Source organism: Ruminococcus flavefaciens AE3010, assembly GCF_000526795.1.
Lineage (GTDB): Bacteria > Bacillota > Clostridia > Oscillospirales > Ruminococcaceae > Ruminococcus > Ruminococcus flavefaciens_D.
This window is the reverse complement of the sequence record NZ_JAGT01000001.1, coordinates 1,737,693-1,753,999: the sequence shown is the minus strand read 5'-3', so window position 1 is coordinate 1,753,999 and position 16,307 is coordinate 1,737,693. Positions and strand designations below refer to the sequence as shown.

The window sequence follows — 16,307 nt, the reverse complement described above, 5'->3', positions numbered from 1 at the left end:
AAACAGTCCACTGGACTGTTTTTGAATTCACCCTTTGCGAGGCGCTTTGTTTTTGATGGGGCTTTGCCCCATACCCCACAAGGGCTGTCCCCCTAATCGGGTCCGTCCCCTCTGTCGCGTTGCGACATCTCCCCACCCTGTGGGGAGTCACCCTTGACCTGACCAAAGGGGTGTGAACCCTTTGGAGTCCCATTCATGCGCGTTTGCAATTTTTATATAAAGAAATAAGGAGAAACAATGAAATCGGCATTTAAAAAATTACCCTCGGGTAAGCACAGCATCGACGGAGGTCTGCTTTTTGCGGTAACGCTTTGTGCGGCTCTCAGTACGCTGCTGATCTATTCCATAACCTATAACAAGGTCCTCGAAAAGGTGGGGGCAAGCTACTGGAAAACACAGGCTTTTTCTATGGTGGCAGGAGTTGTGGCTGCGGTAGTTATATCATTCATCGACTACCGTAAGCTTGTAAAGCTGTGGGTGATATTCGTCCCCGTGGCTCTCGGACTTACAGCCCTGACCTTTACCTCCCTGGGCTACAGGCGTGAGGGCGCCGACGACCAGGCGTGGCTCAATCTTGGCTTTATCCAGTTCCAGCCCTCGGAGGTGCTGAAGCTGGCGTTCATACTCACCTTTGGCTATCATCTCTCCCGTGACGAGGAGGAGATGAACAAGCCCCTGCATATGCTGCTCATAGTCATACACGGCATGATACCTATCGGTATCGTCGGCCTGCAGGGCGACTACGGAACGGCTATCGTATTTGCTGGAATATTTGCATTCATGATATGCTCCGCGAAGATATCGTGGAAATACCTTGTTGCAGCTCCCTTTGTGGTTGCGGCGGGAGTTGCGGGCATGTGGTTCTTTGCACTGAGCGAGTTCCACAAAAAGCGTATACTCATACTCTTCCACCCCGGAACAGACCCCGAGTATATCGAGTATCAGCAGGATCTGGGCCTTGCGGCTCTGAAATCGGGGGGCGTTTTCGGAAAGGGACTTTTCGGAAAGCCTGATGATTACATCACCGTTCCCGAGATACACAACGACTTTATCTTTACCTACGCAGGACAGGTCTTTGGCTTCATCGGCACTGTGGGACTTGTTATTATCCTTGCCTACATCTGCCTGAAAATATTCGGTGACAGCCGCGTGTGCCGCGACCATCTGGGAAAATTCATATGCATGGGCGCTTTCGGACTTATCCTTACCCACTGTATCATGAACATCGGCATGGTTCTCAAGGTAGCTCCTGTTATCGGTGTACCGCTGCCATTCCTCAGCGCAGGCGGTACGGCTATGATAAGTATGTACGCCATCATCGGACTTGTGCTCAGCACTTACAGCCACCGCGCTGTCAATTACAACGTCTTTTACGACGAGGACGAAGACGATTAATGAGTATCGCTCCCGCAGAAATGCGGGAGCTTTTTTATGTATAAGAATCGGGTGTTAATAAAGTAAAAATTATATTCGTTATATCCGACAAGTTTTGTTGCCCCAGCTTGTAAAAAATGCTGCAAAGCACGCTGTATTGCACAGTTATTTGCTGCTCCTCATTGACAAAATGTTATATTTGGAGTACAATAAAAGTAATTAGATTTTTTTGCGGAGGCGAGGGCATGAAAAAGAATAAGAAGACTGCTCTTATGGCTGCGGTGCTTACGGGAGCTGCTATGCTCACAGGCTGCGATGTGGGGCATGACGACCTTACTACAGTATACGGTCTGCCTGTTACGGAAGCTGTTACAACGACCAAGCCTGTGACAGTTCCTGCGCTTTATGGACCTCCCGAAACGGAAACTTTTACTACCGACGCTGTTACAACTACCTACGACCCGTCAAAGGACGAGATACAGGATGTCTACGGACCGCCTGCCGCAGAAAGTACAGATATAGAAGAGGGAACCGAGCTGTACTCTCCCGAAAAAGATGGGATACAGCTGGTTTATGGGCCGCCCGAAAGCTTCACAGAGTAGAAATGCACAATAAAGTGGGCGCTTATTTGTGCACGCCTACAAAGTTTGAAGCGAAAGAAAAAAACTTATATGTTTCAGTGCATTTATTATATGTCACTGGGTTTTTGAAGGATGTGTTTTTATGAAAAAGACTTTGCGCACAGTGCTCACAGCGGCTATGTTCGCGGCAGCAAATATGTCCGCTCTTCCCACATCGGCAGAGGAGCTCAATACCGAGACCGTGGAGTCCCAACAGTACAACTGGTCAGAATGGGGCAATTACACTGGTAGTTCTGGGTGGGATGATTTAGAGCGTATAACAGGACAGGCCGGACAGTTATTTTACGGTTCCTTTCCTATAGACGACCTCAACGACCATTCCCACGACTGGAAGATACCCGATGATGAGGAGAAGACTGTCACCACAACGACTGCTCCTATGACAACGCTGTTACGTACAACAACAACTACAGTTTATCCGCTTTATGGTCCCGGTCCTAATTGGAAAACGACTACAGGTACTGTTCCGCCCCTGACTACTACAACAACTACCGTGCCTCAGCCGCTTTACGGACCTGTAATGAGTATGAGGGATTTCGGTGACCTCAATCTTGATCAGCGGATAGATATATTCGACGAGATAGCTCTGAGAAGAATGCTTGTAAGCGGTATGGAGTTCTCGTCATACGACAATTTCCGCAGTATACACAATGCCGACATAAATCAAGACGACAAGGTCAATATGGCAGACCTTATCCTTTTAAAGCGCTTCCTGCTGGGCAAGATAGATTCCTTTGAGATCGACAGAAGTAAAATGATGATGACAGGCAAAACCGTTGAGACCATAGGTGCTCCCGATGAGGAAAAGCCTGTTGTTACCACAGAGACCACTGCCTACGATCCGAGAGAGGATATAGTTGTCAGTCTTTACGGCATAAAGCCTGCAAAGGATATAATAGATGAGGCTGTTTTTGAGACCAAGGAAAATATAGAGATAAAGCTTTCATCTGAAGATGAATGAGAATATAAAACTGAAAAATATTGAGAGGAGTGTTCAAACATGAAAAAAACAATTCACACGTTACTTACCGCGGCAATGTTCGCAGTATCAAACGCTATGGCTATGCCTGCAGTGGCAGAGGATGGCAATGCAGGACGTCCTGTGGTGGACCCTGTTGAGACAATAAGATTAGAGGATCCCAACTGGAACAGCGGACAGCAGGAAAATGATCCACAGGTAACAACTACCACAAAGCTCATTGAGGCTACAAAAACTACTACAGTGACTCTTTACGGTGTATGTCCTTCAACAACTACTATCAGAGACATCAATCAGCTCACTACAACAGTAGTAGAGCCTGTTTACGGAACCAAGCCGACTACCTCCCTTACTGCAACAACTACAAGTATTCCCGATGATGTCATTACCCTTACCACTACAACAGTACAGCCTGTTTACGGACCGCCGCTTCAGAATTTTGTGGGAGATGTAAATTTTGACGGCTACGTTGACAGCTTCGATATCCTTGCGGTAAGAAAGATGCTGGTAAAGGGAACTGAAAGGTATTCCGACCAGTTCATGGAAGCATATTACGCTGATATGAACAATGACGGAAAGCTGTCTATCTCCGATCTTATCCTGCTCCAGCAGTATGTTCTCGGCAAGGTGACAAAGCAGGAGCTTCAGGAAAGGTTCAATTACTGGTATGGAAGCCATAATATCGAGATAGAGCAGATCACAACAGCTCCCGAGAATACTACCACGACAGGAACTTCCACTACTACCACAACTACATATGAGCCTATAAAGGATACTGTAGTAACTCTGTATGGCATCATGCCGTCAAGAGATGCAAAGGCTCAGATGATAAATCCGAATCAGACTACCGAAACTACTGCACAGCAAATAACACCCGAGGAGAAGTAATATATGCTCGACGAAAAAATGAAGCTTGAACACCTCAGACAGATGAGGGACTACCGACAGAAGCTTATGAAGGACCCACAGATCCGCAACCTTTTCCTCGAGCTAACTGTCCGCTGCAACGAGAGATGTCTCCACTGCGGAAGCCGCTGCGGCGATGTTGCCTCCGATGAGCTCACCGTTGAGCAGTACAGGACCTTCCTTGAACAGGTAAAGGAGGATATGACCACAAAGGGCAAGATGCTTGATATCACAGGCGGAGAGCCCCTGCTGAGAAAGGACTTCTTCGATATTCTGGGAGCTGCCCACGAGCTTGGCTTCCAGTGGGGCATGACAAGCAACGCTACCCTTATCGATGACAGCGTTGCCCGTGACCTTAAAAGAACAGGTATGGCTACCATCTCTGTAAGTATCGACGGTCTGGAGGCTACTCACGACGAGTTCAGAAGAACTCCCAAGGGCTATGAGAGAGCTATGAACGGTATCGAGAGCCTTATCCGTGTGGGCGGCTTTGAGCATATACAGGTAACTACTGTTGTTACTCACAAGAGTATCAAGGAGCTTGACGAGATGTTCAAGATATTCAACGAAATGGATATCGACTCATGGCGAGTTGTCAATATGGAGCCTATGGGACGTGCAAAACAGCACCCCGAGCTTATCCTTACTCCCGATGACTACAAGTATCTCTTTGAGTTTATCAGAAACAAGCGTATAGCAGGCGAGCCTGTATGCTACGGCTGCAGCCACTATCTCGGTCTGGAGTACGAGCGCGAGGTGCGCGACTGGTACTACCTCTGCACAGCAGGTCTGTACACTGCAAGTATCGCTGCAAACGGTGATATCATGGCTTGTCTCGATATAGAGCGCCGTCCCGAGTTCATACAGGGCAATATCCTCACTGACAGATTCAGCGAGGTATGGAAGAACAAATTCCAGATATTCCGCCGTGACCTTGCAGATGATAACGAGGTCTGTTCAAAGTGTGACCAGAAGGAATTCTGCCACGGCGACGCATATCACAGCTGGGACTTCGACAATAACAAGCCTCAGGTCTGCTTCAAGGATATCCTTTTCTGATGATATCTGTCATGATATATTAGGTATAGAACAAAAAAAGTACGGAAACATTCGGTTTCCGTACTTTTTCGTTATTGTGGTCTTATTAAAGCATTGAAGCTCTCAGCTCTTCGCCGCTGAGCTTTGAAAGATATGCAGGTGCGATGTCGAATGCAGTCCTGCAGCCTGTAGCTCCCTCAGCCTTGAGTCTTGCAAGTGCTCTTGCGTAGCAGATGAGCACGCTTGCTGTGAACTCGGGGTTGGACTCAAGCTTCAGTGAGTACTCTATCATCTGATGAGTCTTTTCACCGTCGCCTGTGAGACCGCTTCTCATTACGAAGCCGCCGTGAGGCATCTTGTTGTGCTTAGCGTCGAACTCCTCTTCGCTGATGAAGTTTACGGTTGTATCGTACTCGTCGAAGTAGTTCTTCATTGTCTTGATGTCGTTCTCGATCTTTGCAAGGTCAGCGCCCTCCTCAGCAACTATCCAGCACTCTCTCTTGTGCTTCTGGCGTGTTGTGAGCTCAGGCTGGCTGCCGCTGCGGACAGCTTCCATAGCTGACTCTATAGGAACAGTGTACTGAATACCGCGCTTAACGCCCTCAACGCGGCGGATAGCGTCTGAGTGACCCTGGCTTACGCCCTTGCCCCAGAATGTGTAGCTCTTGCCGTTGGGGAGTATTGACTCGGCGTAAAGTCTGTTCAGTGAGAAGAGACCCGGGTCCCAGCCAAGTGAGATGAATGCGAGGTGACCGCTCTCCTTGGCTGCCTTGTCAACGTTTGCGAAGTGCTCGGGGATTCTTGCGTGAGTGTCAAAGCTGTCGATAACGTTGAAGAGCTTTGCCATTTCGGGAGTCTGCTTGGGAAGGTCTGTAGCGCTTCCTCCGCAGATTATCATAACGTCTATGTCGTTTGCCATTTTTTCAGCGTCGGCTATGCTGTATACCTTAGCTCCTGCTGTAAGGGGCTTAACTGTTGAAGGATCGCGGCGGGTGAAGATGCCTGCCAGCTCCATATCGTCGTTCTGGCGGATAGCCAGCTCAACGCCTCTTCCGAGGTTGCCGTAGCCTGAAATACCTATTCTTACTTTTCCCATTTGGAAATTCCTCCTTTATGATTACTGCGCTCGCCATTGAACGCAGCTTATAAACATTATATCACCTTTTTCTAGAGTTGTAAAGCTTTAAATCATAATTTAACGTAATAACTTCCTGAGGATATGAACGGGATTCCAAAGGGACTGTGTTCCTTTGGCAGAGTGACTCCCCATAAGATGGGGAGATGTCGCGTAGCGACAGAGGGGACGTACCAGTAAGGTCAGAGGCAGCGCTTCTGGTCGCTGTTCCCAGCTTTTAAAGAACAGCGAAACTTTACGAAGGCGCTCCTAACAGGAGCGACGACCCTCTGCCCTTCGGGCATCTCCCTATACTATAGGGAGTCACCGCAAGGGTGAATCCCGAAAACAATCCAGTGAATTGTTTTCTGGAGAGGGTGACTCCCCACGGGGTGGGGAGATGTCGCAGCGCGACAGAGGGGACGGACCCGATTAGGGGGTCCTGCAAGAGAGGGCGTCCCTTAATGTTTTTCGGAAAACGTCCCTACCAAACGGGACGTCGAGACGCCGTCCCCTACATTTCGGGCGGATAATATCCGCCCCTACAAACGTAAATTATGATTTACGCTTCTTTGCTTTGTGTTTGAGCAGGACAAGCCCTGTGAGGGCTGCTGCCTTTGCGGCGGTCTTTGCCACAGTCTTGGGATCGATCTTTGTGCGGATATTCTGCGGCACGTCCTCTGTGACCGAAAGATTTCCCTTGCCTGCGGTCTTTATGGAGCCGCCCTCAATGTGTATTCCGTGGAAGTCTTTTTTGAAATCCATTACTTTTCCTCCCTTATGGGCTCTGCTATGAGAAACTTTATCTTCTTGCCCTCGTCTGAGAACATCTTCTCATGCTCCGTCACGAAGTTCTCATAGGGACTTTCGGCATGAAGGTCGTATGTCTTGTATTTGATTTTGAAGCCCGCTTCCTCGAAGTACTCGAAGCTTTCCTCAAAAAGCTCGTCGTCGTCGGTCTTGAACCACAGCTCGCCGCGGAGGAACTTCTTGTAGTTCACCAGCTGACGGGTATGGGTAAGGCGGCGCTTCTTGTGCTTTGCCTTAGGCCACGGATTGCAGAAGTTTATGTAGATACGGTCTGCGCTGTCATTTTCGTCCCATGCCAGTTCAAGGCGCTCGATGTTCTGGATAGCAATGCGCACGTTATCCTCGGGAGAAGCCCCCTTGGCTTCATAGGCAGCTTCAAGCTTGCGCTTGGCAAGTACCAGCATTTCGTTCTTGATATCCATTGCTATGAAGTTCACCTCGGGGTGTGCTGGAGCAGCCTGGGATATGAAGCCGCCCTTGCCGCAGCCGAGCTCCACATACAGAGGCTTTTGGGGCTCTGAGAAGAGCTCGCGCCAGTGACCGATCTGCTTCTGGGGCTCTGGTATATAAAAGGGACAAGCCTCAAGCTCGGGCTTTGCCCATGGTTTGTGTCGAATCCTCATATTATTCCTCCAATATCAGATTGTTTTTATTATAACACACGGTACATCAAATTGCAACTAAGAATACGTGATGGGACATAAAAAATCCCCGCGAAATTTTTTCGGGGGATATCTCGGCAGCTCATACTGCTACAAGCTTCTTCTTGCCTTTCTTATTGCGTGGATATTCCTGTATACGGCTGATATAGTCTGCGTTCAGCAGCTGCTTCTGACCGTTTTTGTTCTCCACTTCTATCCAGTTATCCTCGATCTTTGTTACAACGCCTGAAACTCCTGAGGTCGAAACATAGATGACAACTTCCTTGCCAATATAGTTCTTTATAAGCTCATTCATGGTAAAAACTCCTTTTTTTCTTTTATCTCGGTTCTTTTTTGCGATCCTGATACGTCTGAGCTGTCTTGCTCTCTGCGCAGGCAGAACAAACAGCACCAGAAATAATATAAACCACATCCACCAGTATTGCATCGTATACCTCCTTTTTACATAAAACGGAAGTTTTTGTATAATATACTTAATATTATATCAGATATCAATTAATTTGTCAATTGATAATAATAATATTAAAATCACTGGACAAGAGTTTTTCAATGTGGTATAATAGATGTGTTGATTGTAAGCTACCCTTTAATTCGATCCCGTGAGGTCGGCAAGGCGCGTTCGTAAATACTGTAACTATAACTATAACCATAGCTATAACTGTAAGTATGCTCCCTGCCGCGGCGGGGAGCATTTTTTGTTGAATGGAGTGCTGCCTATGGAGCAGAAGCGCATAATTATGGACGATAAGGCGATTGCCCGTGCTATCGCCCGTATCTCCTATGAGATAATCGAGAGGAACAAAGGCACCGATGACCTCTGCGTCGTGGGTATCTTTTCAAGGGGAGTCCCCCTGGGAAAGCGTATTGCAGATAAGCTCTCGGAGCTTGAAAAGAATCAGGTGCCATTCGGTGCGCTGGACATAACCCCATACCGCGACGACAGCAAGCACGGCGACGTTGCCGAAAAGACTGATATCCCCTTTGATATCACGGATAAGGATGTGGTCATAGTGGACGACGTTATCTTTACGGGCAGAAGCTCACGTGCGGCTATAGACGCTCTTATCAAGCGGGGAAGACCCCGCTCCATACAGCTTGCGGTGCTGGTGGACAGGGGACACAGGGAGCTCCCCATACGTCCCGACTATGTGGGAAAGAATCTCCCCACCTCTCACAGCGAGGTAGTAAAGGTCTCGGCAATGGAAATAGACGGCAGCGACGGAGTTGCCATATACTGAAAATACTGACTAACGAAAGCGAGGTCAATATGTCATCTATCCTTATCAAGAATATCCGCGCAGTTGATACTGTTACGGATACCACAACAGACGTACTCATAAAGGACGGCGTTATCGCAGAGCTTGGCGCGGGCATAACAGCTGATGCCGAGCAGGTCATTGACGGTACGGGGCTTGTACTCATGCCCTCAATATTCGATATGCACGTTCATCTCCGCGACCCGGGGTTCACTTATAAGGAGGACGTGCTCACAGGCTGCGGAGCTGCTCTTGCAGGCGGAGTCACAGGCGTTCTTGCAATGCCCAACACAAAGCCCCCCTGCGATGATCCCGAGACTATCCGCTACATCATCGACAAGGCAAAGGGTACGGGAGTTGACGTTTACCCCGTGGGCTGCATTACAGGCGGAATGAGCGGCAACGGTCTCTGCGACTATGATGCGCTCAAAGCCGCAGGCTGCATATGTATCTCCGATGATGGCAGACCTGTTGAGAATGCAGAGAATATGCGAAAGGCACTGGAGCTCTCAAATGAGAACGGACTGCTGGTGGCTTCACACTGCGAGGATCTGAGCATAATAAACGGCGGTATCATCAACAAGGGCGAGACCTCCGAAAAGCTGGGCGTCAAGGGCATGGACAGAGCTTCCGAGGACTATATAACCGCAAGAGAGATGATACTTGCTTCATCAGTTGATGCAAGGATACATATATGCCACGTTTCCACCGAGGGCAGCGCTGCGATGATACGCTTCGCAAAGTCAAGGGGCGTAAAAGTCACCTGCGAGACTGCTCCCCATTATTTCATGCTGACGGATAAGCTTTTAGAGAAGCGCGACGCGGACTACCGCATGAATCCGCCCCTGAGAACTCCCGAGGACGTTAAGGCTATAATCGAGGCTGTCAAGGACGGCACTATAGACTGCATAATCACAGACCATGCGCCCCATGCTGCCGAGGAAAAGGCTGATTTCGAGAAGGCTCCCAACGGAGTTGTGGGACTGGAAACTTCACTGGCAGCAACGCTGACGGCTCTTTACCACACAGGTGAGATAGACCTGCACAGAGTTGTGGAGCTTATGTGCGTAAATCCACGTAAGATACTGGGACTTGACATACCCAGCATAAAGGTGGGCAGTACTGCTGACCTGCTCATTGCCGACATAAACAGAAAATGGACAGTAGAGCCAGAAAAGCTCCACTCAAAGTCACATAACACAGTTTTCAAGGGCATGGAGCTCACAGGAAAGCCTCTCGTCACCATATCAAAGGGCGAGATAAGATATAATGAAATGTAATTACAGGAGGAGAAAATATGTCATTTGACAGACTTATCGAAAAGATCATCGAACTGAAAAATCCTACGGTGGTAGGTCTTGACCCTAAGCTGGAGTACGTTCCCGAGTTCATTCAGCGCCGTTACCTCGACAGCGACGGCTGGACATTAAAGGCTGCTGCAAAGGCAATATTCGACTTCAATCAGGCTATCATCGACGAGATACATGACATAGTTCCTGCTATCAAGCCCCAGGCTGCATACTATGAGATGTACGGTCACTACGGCATAAGAACTCTTGAAAAGACTATCCGCTACGCAAAGCTCAACGGCATGTTCGTTATGACAGACGGCAAGCGCAACGACATCGGCGCTACCATGGAAGCTTACACAAATGCTCATCTCGGTACAGTTACTATCGGCGGCAGCGATATCGAGCCATTCGGTGCTGACGCTCTTACAGTAAACGGCTACCTCGGCACAGACGGCATAGCTCCTCTCCTCAAAGTCTGCAAGGAGCGCGACAAGGGTATCTACGTACTTGTCAAGACTTCAAATCCCTCATCGGGCGAGCTTCAGGACATGAAAATGGCTGACGGACGCACAGTTTACGAATGTATGGGCGATATGTGCGAGAAGTGGGGCGAGGACAGCCGCGGAAAGTACGGCTACTCCGCAGTAGGCGCAGTTGTAGGCGCTACATATCCCGAAATGCTCACTGAGCTGAGAAAGAGACTTCCCCACACTATGTTCCTTGTTCCCGGCTACGGCGCACAGGGCGGCGGAGCTGAGGGCTTAAAGGGCGGCTTCGACGAGAACGGTCTGGGAGCTATCGTAAACTCCTCACGCGCAGTAATGTGTGCGTACAAGAAAGAGGGCTGCGACGAGCATGAGTTCGCAAAGGCTGCACGCCGCGAAGTGATCCGCATGAGAGAGGATATCTGCCAGTATATCAACCTTAAGTAAGTACAACGCAGTAGGGGACGGCGTCCTCGACGTCCCGTTTCCTTGTATATAAATTATTATGAAAAAGATTTTTTTGGTATCTTTGATAACTATGATCTGCATGAATAGTTGTGGAAAGATAAATGCTGAAACTGATAATGTCAAGGACTTAATTGCTGAAACTACTATTACGACCGAAGTATCAAGCAAGGAGAAGAACATGTTTATATTCAGAAATGCAACAAAAGACGAAGAAAATGAAATGAGAAAACTTCAGTACAGCGGAGAGTGGATATATGAGACAGGAAAAGCAGGCGAAAAGGAATATGCGCTTTTTTTAGGAAAGGTAATGGCACGTTTTGGCAGGAATGATTCGCTTAGTGAAGACTGGGAATGTATGTATTCTTACCCTATAGCTGCTGAGGACGAAAACGGAAATAAATACATAATTGAAATATACCACGGGTCGGGCGGTCCTTCATATTCATTACCTGTTGAAAACAGCGGAGTTGATCTTGCACCATATGAGAGTGCTAAAGATGAGCTTGTAAAGTACATTGAAGATGCGGAACCTGTGGATTATGAATGGGAAAGCATATATGCAGATATTCCGGCAAGAATAAAGTACATTATTAAAGACGGAAAAGTTACTGTTGAGGACGAGATAATGGATTTTGATGATCTTGAGTTCTGAAACGTCAGCTTTTGGAACTCAGGGCTTATTTAAGACAGCAGGAACACCGCGAGGCGTTCCGCAAAAATCATTGTTACCTTTTTTGCTGTACAATGGCGTTCAGCAAAAGATAATACACCACAAACATAAGCTGCTGTAAGTATCTGAGCGGCAGCATGGATAGGGTGCGCAGGCTCTGCGCAAGGAGGAATTTACAATGTCATTATTCAACATGGGCGAAAAAGCTTACCTTATGCTTGCCGACGGACAGGTGTTCGAGGGCAGGAGCTTCGGTGCAAAAGGCACTGTCATAGGTGAAGTCGTATTCACTACGGGAGTCACAGGCTATCAGGAAACTCTCACAGACCCCAGCTACTATGGACAGATAGTCACACAGACCTTTCCCCTTATCGGAAACTACGGTGTGAACTCCGAGGACAATGAGTCCGCAAAGTCCTACGTAACTGGATATATCGTAAGGGAGTGGTGCAACGCGCCGTCGAATTTCCGCTGTGAGGGCAACATCAACGACTTCTTAAAGGAGCACAACATCGTCGGTATCAATAACATCGACACACGCCGCCTTACAAGAACTATCCGTGAGGTGGGCGTTATGAACGGTGTTATCACCACCGAGGACGTCTACGCAAAGAAGGATGAGCTCCTTGAAAAGATACGTGCGTTTACGGTAAAGGACGCTGTCAAGGCTGTTACCAATACCGAGACTCTTACCTATGAGCCCGAGGAAAAGAAGCTTAAAGTTGCGCTGTTTGATTTCGGTTACAAGCGCAATATCAGACAGGAGCTTTTAAAGCGCGGCTGCGAGGTAGTTGTTGTTCCTGCGTACACCACAGCAGCTGAGATAAAGGAGCTTGCTCCCGACGGCATAATGTTCTCCAACGGCCCCGGAGACCCTGCCGAGAATGTTGAGATAATCGAGAATATCAAGGAGATACAGAAGCTTGGCATACCCATATTCGGTATCTGTCTCGGTCATCAGCTCATGGCTCTTGCCAACGGCGGAAAGACCGAGAAGCTCAAATACGGTCACAGAGGCGCTAATCAGCCTGTTATCGACTTGGAGAGCGGTCTTACTTACGTTACCAGCCAGAACCACGGCTATGCAGTAGTAGGGGACAGCATTGATCCGTCGGTAGGTCATGTATCTCATATAAACGCAAACGACAAGACCTGCGAGGGCATACACTATACCTCAGTCAACGCAAGAACGGTCCAGTTCCACCCAGAAGCACACGGCGGTCCGCTGGATACAGCTTACTTGTTTGACGAATTCGTTAAATCAATGGAGAATTGAGAATGGAGAATGTAGAATTAAATAGGTCAGCGTAGCTGACACAATAATTCTAAATTTTCAATTCTAAATTCTCAATTCTAAATATTTGGAGGTAATAGAAATGCCACTCAGAAGTGATATAAAAAAGGTACTGGTTATCGGCTCAGGTCCTATCGTTATCGGACAGGCTGCCGAATTTGACTACGCAGGCACACAGGCTTGCCGCGCACTTAAACAGGAGGGACTGGAAGTAGTCCTGGTAAACTCAAACCCTGCTACCATTATGACCGACAAGGCTATGGCAGACAAGGTCTACATCGAACCCCTTACACTTGACGTTATCAAGCGTATCATTGAAATAGAAAAGCCCGACAGTCTTCTCTCCACCCTCGGCGGACAGACAGGTCTTACACTGTCCATGCAGCTTGCCGAGGAGGGCTTCCTTGACAGCCACAATGTAAAGCTTCTCGGCGCAGACCCCGAGACTATCCACAAGGCTGAGGACAGACAGGCTTTCAAGGACACCATGGAGAAGATAGGCGAGCCCTGTATCCCTTCAAAGGTGGTCGAGAACGTTGAGGACGCCGTTGACTTCGCACAGGTTATACACTATCCCGTTATTGTTCGCCCTGCATTCACACTTGGCGGAACAGGCGGCGGTATCGCTCAGAACGAAGCAGAGCTCCGCGACATCGCTACAAACGGACTTCGCCTTTCACCTATCACACAGATACTGGTGGAGAAGTGTATCAGCGGCTGGAAGGAGATAGAGTTTGAGGTCATACGTGACGCAAAGGGCAATGTAATCACCGTATGCTCTATGGAGAACTTCGACCCTGTAGGCGTTCACACAGGCGACAGTATCGTTATCGCGCCAGCTGTAACTCTCAGCGACAGAGAGTACCAGATGCTCCGTACAGCGGCTATCAATATCATCAAGGAGCTTAAAGTCGAGGGCGGCTGCAACTGTCAGTTCGCACTTCACCCAACAAGCTTCAAGTACGCTGTTATCGAGGTAAACCCCAGAGTTTCACGTTCTTCCGCACTTGCTTCAAAGGCTACCGGCTATCCTATCGCAAAGACTGCCGCTAAGATAGCTATCGGCTATACTCTCGACGAGATCATCAATCAGGTAACAGGCAAGACCTACGCCTGCTTTGAACCTGCACTGGACTATGTTGTAATCAAGTTCCCAAAGTGGGCTTTCGATAAGTTCGTTTACGCAAAGCGTACCCTCGGTACTCAGATGAAGGCTACAGGCGAGGTAATGGCTATAGGTACAAGTTTCGAGCAGGCTATGATGAAGGCTGTCCGCTCTATCGAGCTTGGTCTTGACACCATGAACCTGAAAAAGCTTGCAAAGCTCTCCACAGAGGAGATACGTGAGAAGCTCCACGTTATCGACGATGAGCGCTCATTCTGTGTATTCGAGGCATTAAAGCGCGGTATCACTCCCGAGGAGATACACGAGATAACCATGATAGACAACTGGTTCCTCTATAAGCTGCTGAACCTTGTAGAGCTTGAAAAATGGCTTGCAGAGGGCGAGCTCACCGAGGAAAAGTACGATATCGCAAAGCAGTACGGCTACCTTGACAGCACTATCGAGCGCATTTCGGGACAGAAGTGCCCCAAGCACAAGAGCGCCGTATACAAAATGGTAGATACCTGCGCAGGCGAGTTCAAGGCTGAGACTCCCTACTTCTACTCCACCTTTGACGAGGAGAACGAGGCAAAGCAGTTCATCGAGCGCACCGACAAGGGCAAGAAAAAGGTCATCGTATTCGGCTCGGGACCTATCCGTATCGGTCAGGGCATCGAGTTCGACTACTGCTCGGTACACTGCGTATGGACGCTGAAAGAGCTTGGCTACGAGGCTGTTATCTGCAACAACAACCCAGAGACCGTTTCCACCGACTTCGATACAGGCGACAGACTTTACTTCGACCCGCTTACCAAGGAGGACGTTCAGTCAATTATCGAGACCGAGCAGCCCTACGGCGTTGTGGTACAGTTCGGCGGACAGACCGCTATCAAGCTGACACGTTACCTGTCTGATATGGGCGTTCGTATTCTCGGTACCTCCGCTGACATGATAGACGCTGCAGAGGACAGAGAGCGCTTCGACGAGGTACTTGAAAAGTGCGGTATACCACGTCCTGCGGGACATACAGTAATGAACACCGAGGAAGCTCTCAAAGCAGCCAATGACTTGGGCTATCCCGTGCTTCTCCGTCCGTCCTACGTTCTCGGCGGCCAGAACATGATAATCGCTCACTCCGACGCTGACGTCAAGGAGTATATGGGCATCATCATGAGCCATAATATAGAGAACCCCGTCCTTATCGACAAGTATATGATGGGTACTGAGGTTGAAGTTGACGCTATCTGCGACGGCGAGGACTTCCTTATCCCCGGTATCATGGAGCATATCGAGCGCGCAGGCGTTCATTCGGGCGACTCCATATCTATCTACCCTGCACAGCATCTTTCCGAGCGTATCAAGCGTATAATCGTTGAGTACACAAGGCTTCTCTCCAAGGAGCTCAACGTTATCGGTCTTGTGAATATACAGTACGTTGTGTACAACCATGAGGTATTCGTTATCGAGGTAAACCCACGTTCATCGAGAACTGTTCCTTATATCAGCAAGGTTACGGGTATCCCAATGGTCGATATCGCAACAAAGATAATGTTCGGCGCAAAGCTGAAAGATATGGGCTACGAGAGCGGACTTTATCCCGCAGGTGACTATGTTGCAGTAAAGGTTCCCGTATTCTCGTTCGAGAAGCTCACTGACGTTGACACAATGCTCGGTCCTGAGATGAAGTCCACAGGTGAGTGTCTCGGTATCGGCAGAAATCTTGAGGACGCGCTCCTCAAGGGACTTATCGCCGCAGGCTTTGACCTCAAGCGCGAGGGCGGAGTTCTTATCTCGGTACGTGACAGCGACAAGAGGGAGATACTTCCCATTGCGGATAAGTTCGAGCAGATGGGCTTTGAGCTCTACGCCACATCGGGTACACAGAGCGTTCTCCACAGGAACATGATAGCGGCAAATCTTGTCCGCAAGATATCCGACGGCGAGCCAAACGTGGAGACTCTTCTTGACAGCGGCAAGATCCACTATGTAATATCCACATCCGCAAAGGGCAGACTTCCCGAGCGTGACAGCGTTAAGATGAGAAGAAAGTCCATTGAGCGTTCTATATGCAGTCTGACTGCCATAGATACGGCAAAATCGTTGGTCAAGGTGCTCGAATCGGGCAGAACTATCAACGACGTTGAATTAGTTGACATCACCAAGATATAAACCTGTAGGGGCTGGCGTCCTCGACAGCCCACAGCAGGGGCGGA

General features: G+C 48.8%; 15 protein-coding genes. 11 read left to right on the top strand and 4 right to left on the bottom strand.

Going from position 1 to position 16,307, the window contains the following annotated elements; translation table 11 throughout:
• Positions 1–237 precede the first annotated feature (237 nt).
• From N774_RS0107570 to N774_RS0107550, 5 genes are all read left to right on the top strand, one after another.
• On the top strand, positions 238–1,395 hold the full coding sequence (locus N774_RS0107570) for an FtsW/RodA/SpoVE family cell cycle protein (protein ID WP_024860660.1): 1,158 nt from the start codon (positions 238–240) through the stop codon (positions 1,393–1,395).
• A gap of 224 nt (positions 1,396–1,619) precedes the next feature.
• Complete coding sequence (locus tag N774_RS0107565) at positions 1,620–1,976, top strand: hypothetical protein (RefSeq protein ID WP_024860659.1); 357 nt, start codon at positions 1,620–1,622, stop codon at positions 1,974–1,976.
• A 121-nt stretch (positions 1,977–2,097) separates the two neighbouring features.
• The gene (locus N774_RS0107560) at positions 2,098–2,976 is read left to right on the top strand and encodes a dockerin type I repeat-containing protein (protein ID WP_024860658.1); all 879 of its coding nucleotides are present in this window, start codon (positions 2,098–2,100) and stop codon (positions 2,974–2,976) included.
• A 39-nt stretch (positions 2,977–3,015) separates the two neighbouring features.
• The gene (locus N774_RS0107555; protein ID WP_024860657.1) at positions 3,016–3,882 is read left to right on the top strand and encodes a dockerin type I repeat-containing protein; all 867 of its coding nucleotides are present in this window, start codon (positions 3,016–3,018) and stop codon (positions 3,880–3,882) included.
• 3 nt (positions 3,883–3,885) lie between these two features.
• On the top strand, positions 3,886–4,959 hold the full coding sequence (locus tag N774_RS0107550; protein WP_024860656.1) for a radical SAM/SPASM domain-containing protein: 1,074 nt from the start codon (positions 3,886–3,888) through the stop codon (positions 4,957–4,959).
• Positions 4,960–5,044: 85 nt separating this feature from the next.
• Here the strand turns inward: N774_RS0107550 and N774_RS0107545 are convergent, their stop codons facing one another.
• From N774_RS0107545 to N774_RS0107530, 4 genes are all read right to left on the bottom strand, one after another.
• A complete protein-coding gene (locus tag N774_RS0107545) occupies positions 5,045–6,034 on the bottom strand; it encodes a diaminopimelate dehydrogenase (RefSeq protein ID WP_024860655.1) in 990 nt (329 codons plus the stop codon).
• Between the two features lie 573 nt (positions 6,035–6,607).
• Positions 6,608–6,817 carry a hypothetical protein gene (locus N774_RS0107540; RefSeq protein WP_024860654.1) on the bottom strand — a complete coding sequence of 70 codons (210 nt, stop codon included), beginning with the start codon at positions 6,815–6,817 and terminating at the stop codon, positions 6,608–6,610.
• Positions 6,817–7,485: a tRNA (guanosine(46)-N7)-methyltransferase TrmB gene (gene trmB / locus N774_RS0107535; protein WP_024860653.1), complete on the bottom strand. Its 669-nt coding sequence runs from the start codon at positions 7,483–7,485 to the stop codon at positions 6,817–6,819. The genes N774_RS0107540 and trmB overlap by 1 nt, the downstream gene beginning before the upstream one ends.
• A gap of 121 nt (positions 7,486–7,606) precedes the next feature.
• The gene (locus N774_RS0107530) at positions 7,607–7,951 is read right to left on the bottom strand and encodes a DUF6897 domain-containing protein (RefSeq protein WP_024860652.1); all 345 of its coding nucleotides are present in this window, start codon (positions 7,949–7,951) and stop codon (positions 7,607–7,609) included.
• A 289-nt stretch (positions 7,952–8,240) separates the two neighbouring features.
• On the opposite strand from N774_RS0107530, the gene pyrR reads away from it, so the two are divergent.
• The 6 genes from pyrR to carB all read left to right on the top strand — a co-directional run bounded on the left by pyrR (position 8,241) and on the right by carB (position 16,263).
• The gene (pyrR, locus tag N774_RS0107525; RefSeq protein ID WP_024860651.1) at positions 8,241–8,762 is read left to right on the top strand and encodes a bifunctional pyr operon transcriptional regulator/uracil phosphoribosyltransferase PyrR; all 522 of its coding nucleotides are present in this window, start codon (positions 8,241–8,243) and stop codon (positions 8,760–8,762) included.
• Positions 8,763–8,791: 29 nt separating this feature from the next.
• Positions 8,792–10,060: a dihydroorotase gene (locus N774_RS0107520; protein ID WP_024860650.1), complete on the top strand. Its 1,269-nt coding sequence runs from the start codon at positions 8,792–8,794 to the stop codon at positions 10,058–10,060.
• Positions 10,061–10,077: 17 nt separating this feature from the next.
• Positions 10,078–11,004 carry an orotidine-5'-phosphate decarboxylase gene (gene pyrF, locus N774_RS0107515; protein WP_024860649.1) on the top strand — a complete coding sequence of 309 codons (927 nt, stop codon included), beginning with the start codon at positions 10,078–10,080 and terminating at the stop codon, positions 11,002–11,004.
• 58 nt (positions 11,005–11,062) lie between these two features.
• Positions 11,063–11,677 (top strand): hypothetical protein, encoded by a 615-nt coding sequence (locus tag N774_RS0107510; RefSeq protein ID WP_155250377.1) that lies wholly within the window; start codon positions 11,063–11,065, stop codon positions 11,675–11,677.
• Positions 11,678–11,873: 196 nt separating this feature from the next.
• Complete coding sequence (locus N774_RS0107505; RefSeq protein WP_024860647.1) at positions 11,874–12,971, top strand: carbamoyl phosphate synthase small subunit; 1,098 nt, start codon at positions 11,874–11,876, stop codon at positions 12,969–12,971.
• 100 nt (positions 12,972–13,071) lie between these two features.
• On the top strand, positions 13,072–16,263 hold the full coding sequence (gene carB, locus N774_RS0107500; RefSeq protein ID WP_024860646.1) for a carbamoyl-phosphate synthase large subunit: 3,192 nt from the start codon (positions 13,072–13,074) through the stop codon (positions 16,261–16,263).
• Positions 16,264–16,307 lie beyond the last annotated feature (44 nt).

Coding starts and splice junctions, on each gene's coding strand:
- N774_RS0107570 (WP_024860660.1), top strand. CDS start 238: ATGAAATCGGCATTTAAAAAATTACCCTCGGGTAAGCACAGCATCGAC.
- N774_RS0107565 (WP_024860659.1), top strand. CDS start 1,620: ATGAAAAAGAATAAGAAGACTGCTCTTATGGCTGCGGTGCTTACGGGA.
- N774_RS0107560 (WP_024860658.1), top strand. CDS start 2,098: ATGAAAAAGACTTTGCGCACAGTGCTCACAGCGGCTATGTTCGCGGCA.
- N774_RS0107555 (WP_024860657.1), top strand. CDS start 3,016: ATGAAAAAAACAATTCACACGTTACTTACCGCGGCAATGTTCGCAGTA.
- N774_RS0107550 (WP_024860656.1), top strand. CDS start 3,886: ATGCTCGACGAAAAAATGAAGCTTGAACACCTCAGACAGATGAGGGAC.
- N774_RS0107545 (WP_024860655.1), bottom strand. CDS start 6,034: ATGGGAAAAGTAAGAATAGGTATTTCAGGCTACGGCAACCTCGGAAGA.
- N774_RS0107540 (WP_024860654.1), bottom strand. CDS start 6,817: ATGGATTTCAAAAAAGACTTCCACGGAATACACATTGAGGGCGGCTCC.
- trmB (WP_024860653.1), bottom strand. CDS start 7,485: ATGAGGATTCGACACAAACCATGGGCAAAGCCCGAGCTTGAGGCTTGT.
- N774_RS0107530 (WP_024860652.1), bottom strand. CDS start 7,951: ATGCAATACTGGTGGATGTGGTTTATATTATTTCTGGTGCTGTTTGTT.
- pyrR (WP_024860651.1), top strand. CDS start 8,241: ATGGAGCAGAAGCGCATAATTATGGACGATAAGGCGATTGCCCGTGCT.
- N774_RS0107520 (WP_024860650.1), top strand. CDS start 8,792: ATGTCATCTATCCTTATCAAGAATATCCGCGCAGTTGATACTGTTACG.
- pyrF (WP_024860649.1), top strand. CDS start 10,078: ATGTCATTTGACAGACTTATCGAAAAGATCATCGAACTGAAAAATCCT.
- N774_RS0107510 (WP_155250377.1), top strand. CDS start 11,063: ATGAAAAAGATTTTTTTGGTATCTTTGATAACTATGATCTGCATGAAT.
- N774_RS0107505 (WP_024860647.1), top strand. CDS start 11,874: ATGTCATTATTCAACATGGGCGAAAAAGCTTACCTTATGCTTGCCGAC.
- carB (WP_024860646.1), top strand. CDS start 13,072: ATGCCACTCAGAAGTGATATAAAAAAGGTACTGGTTATCGGCTCAGGT.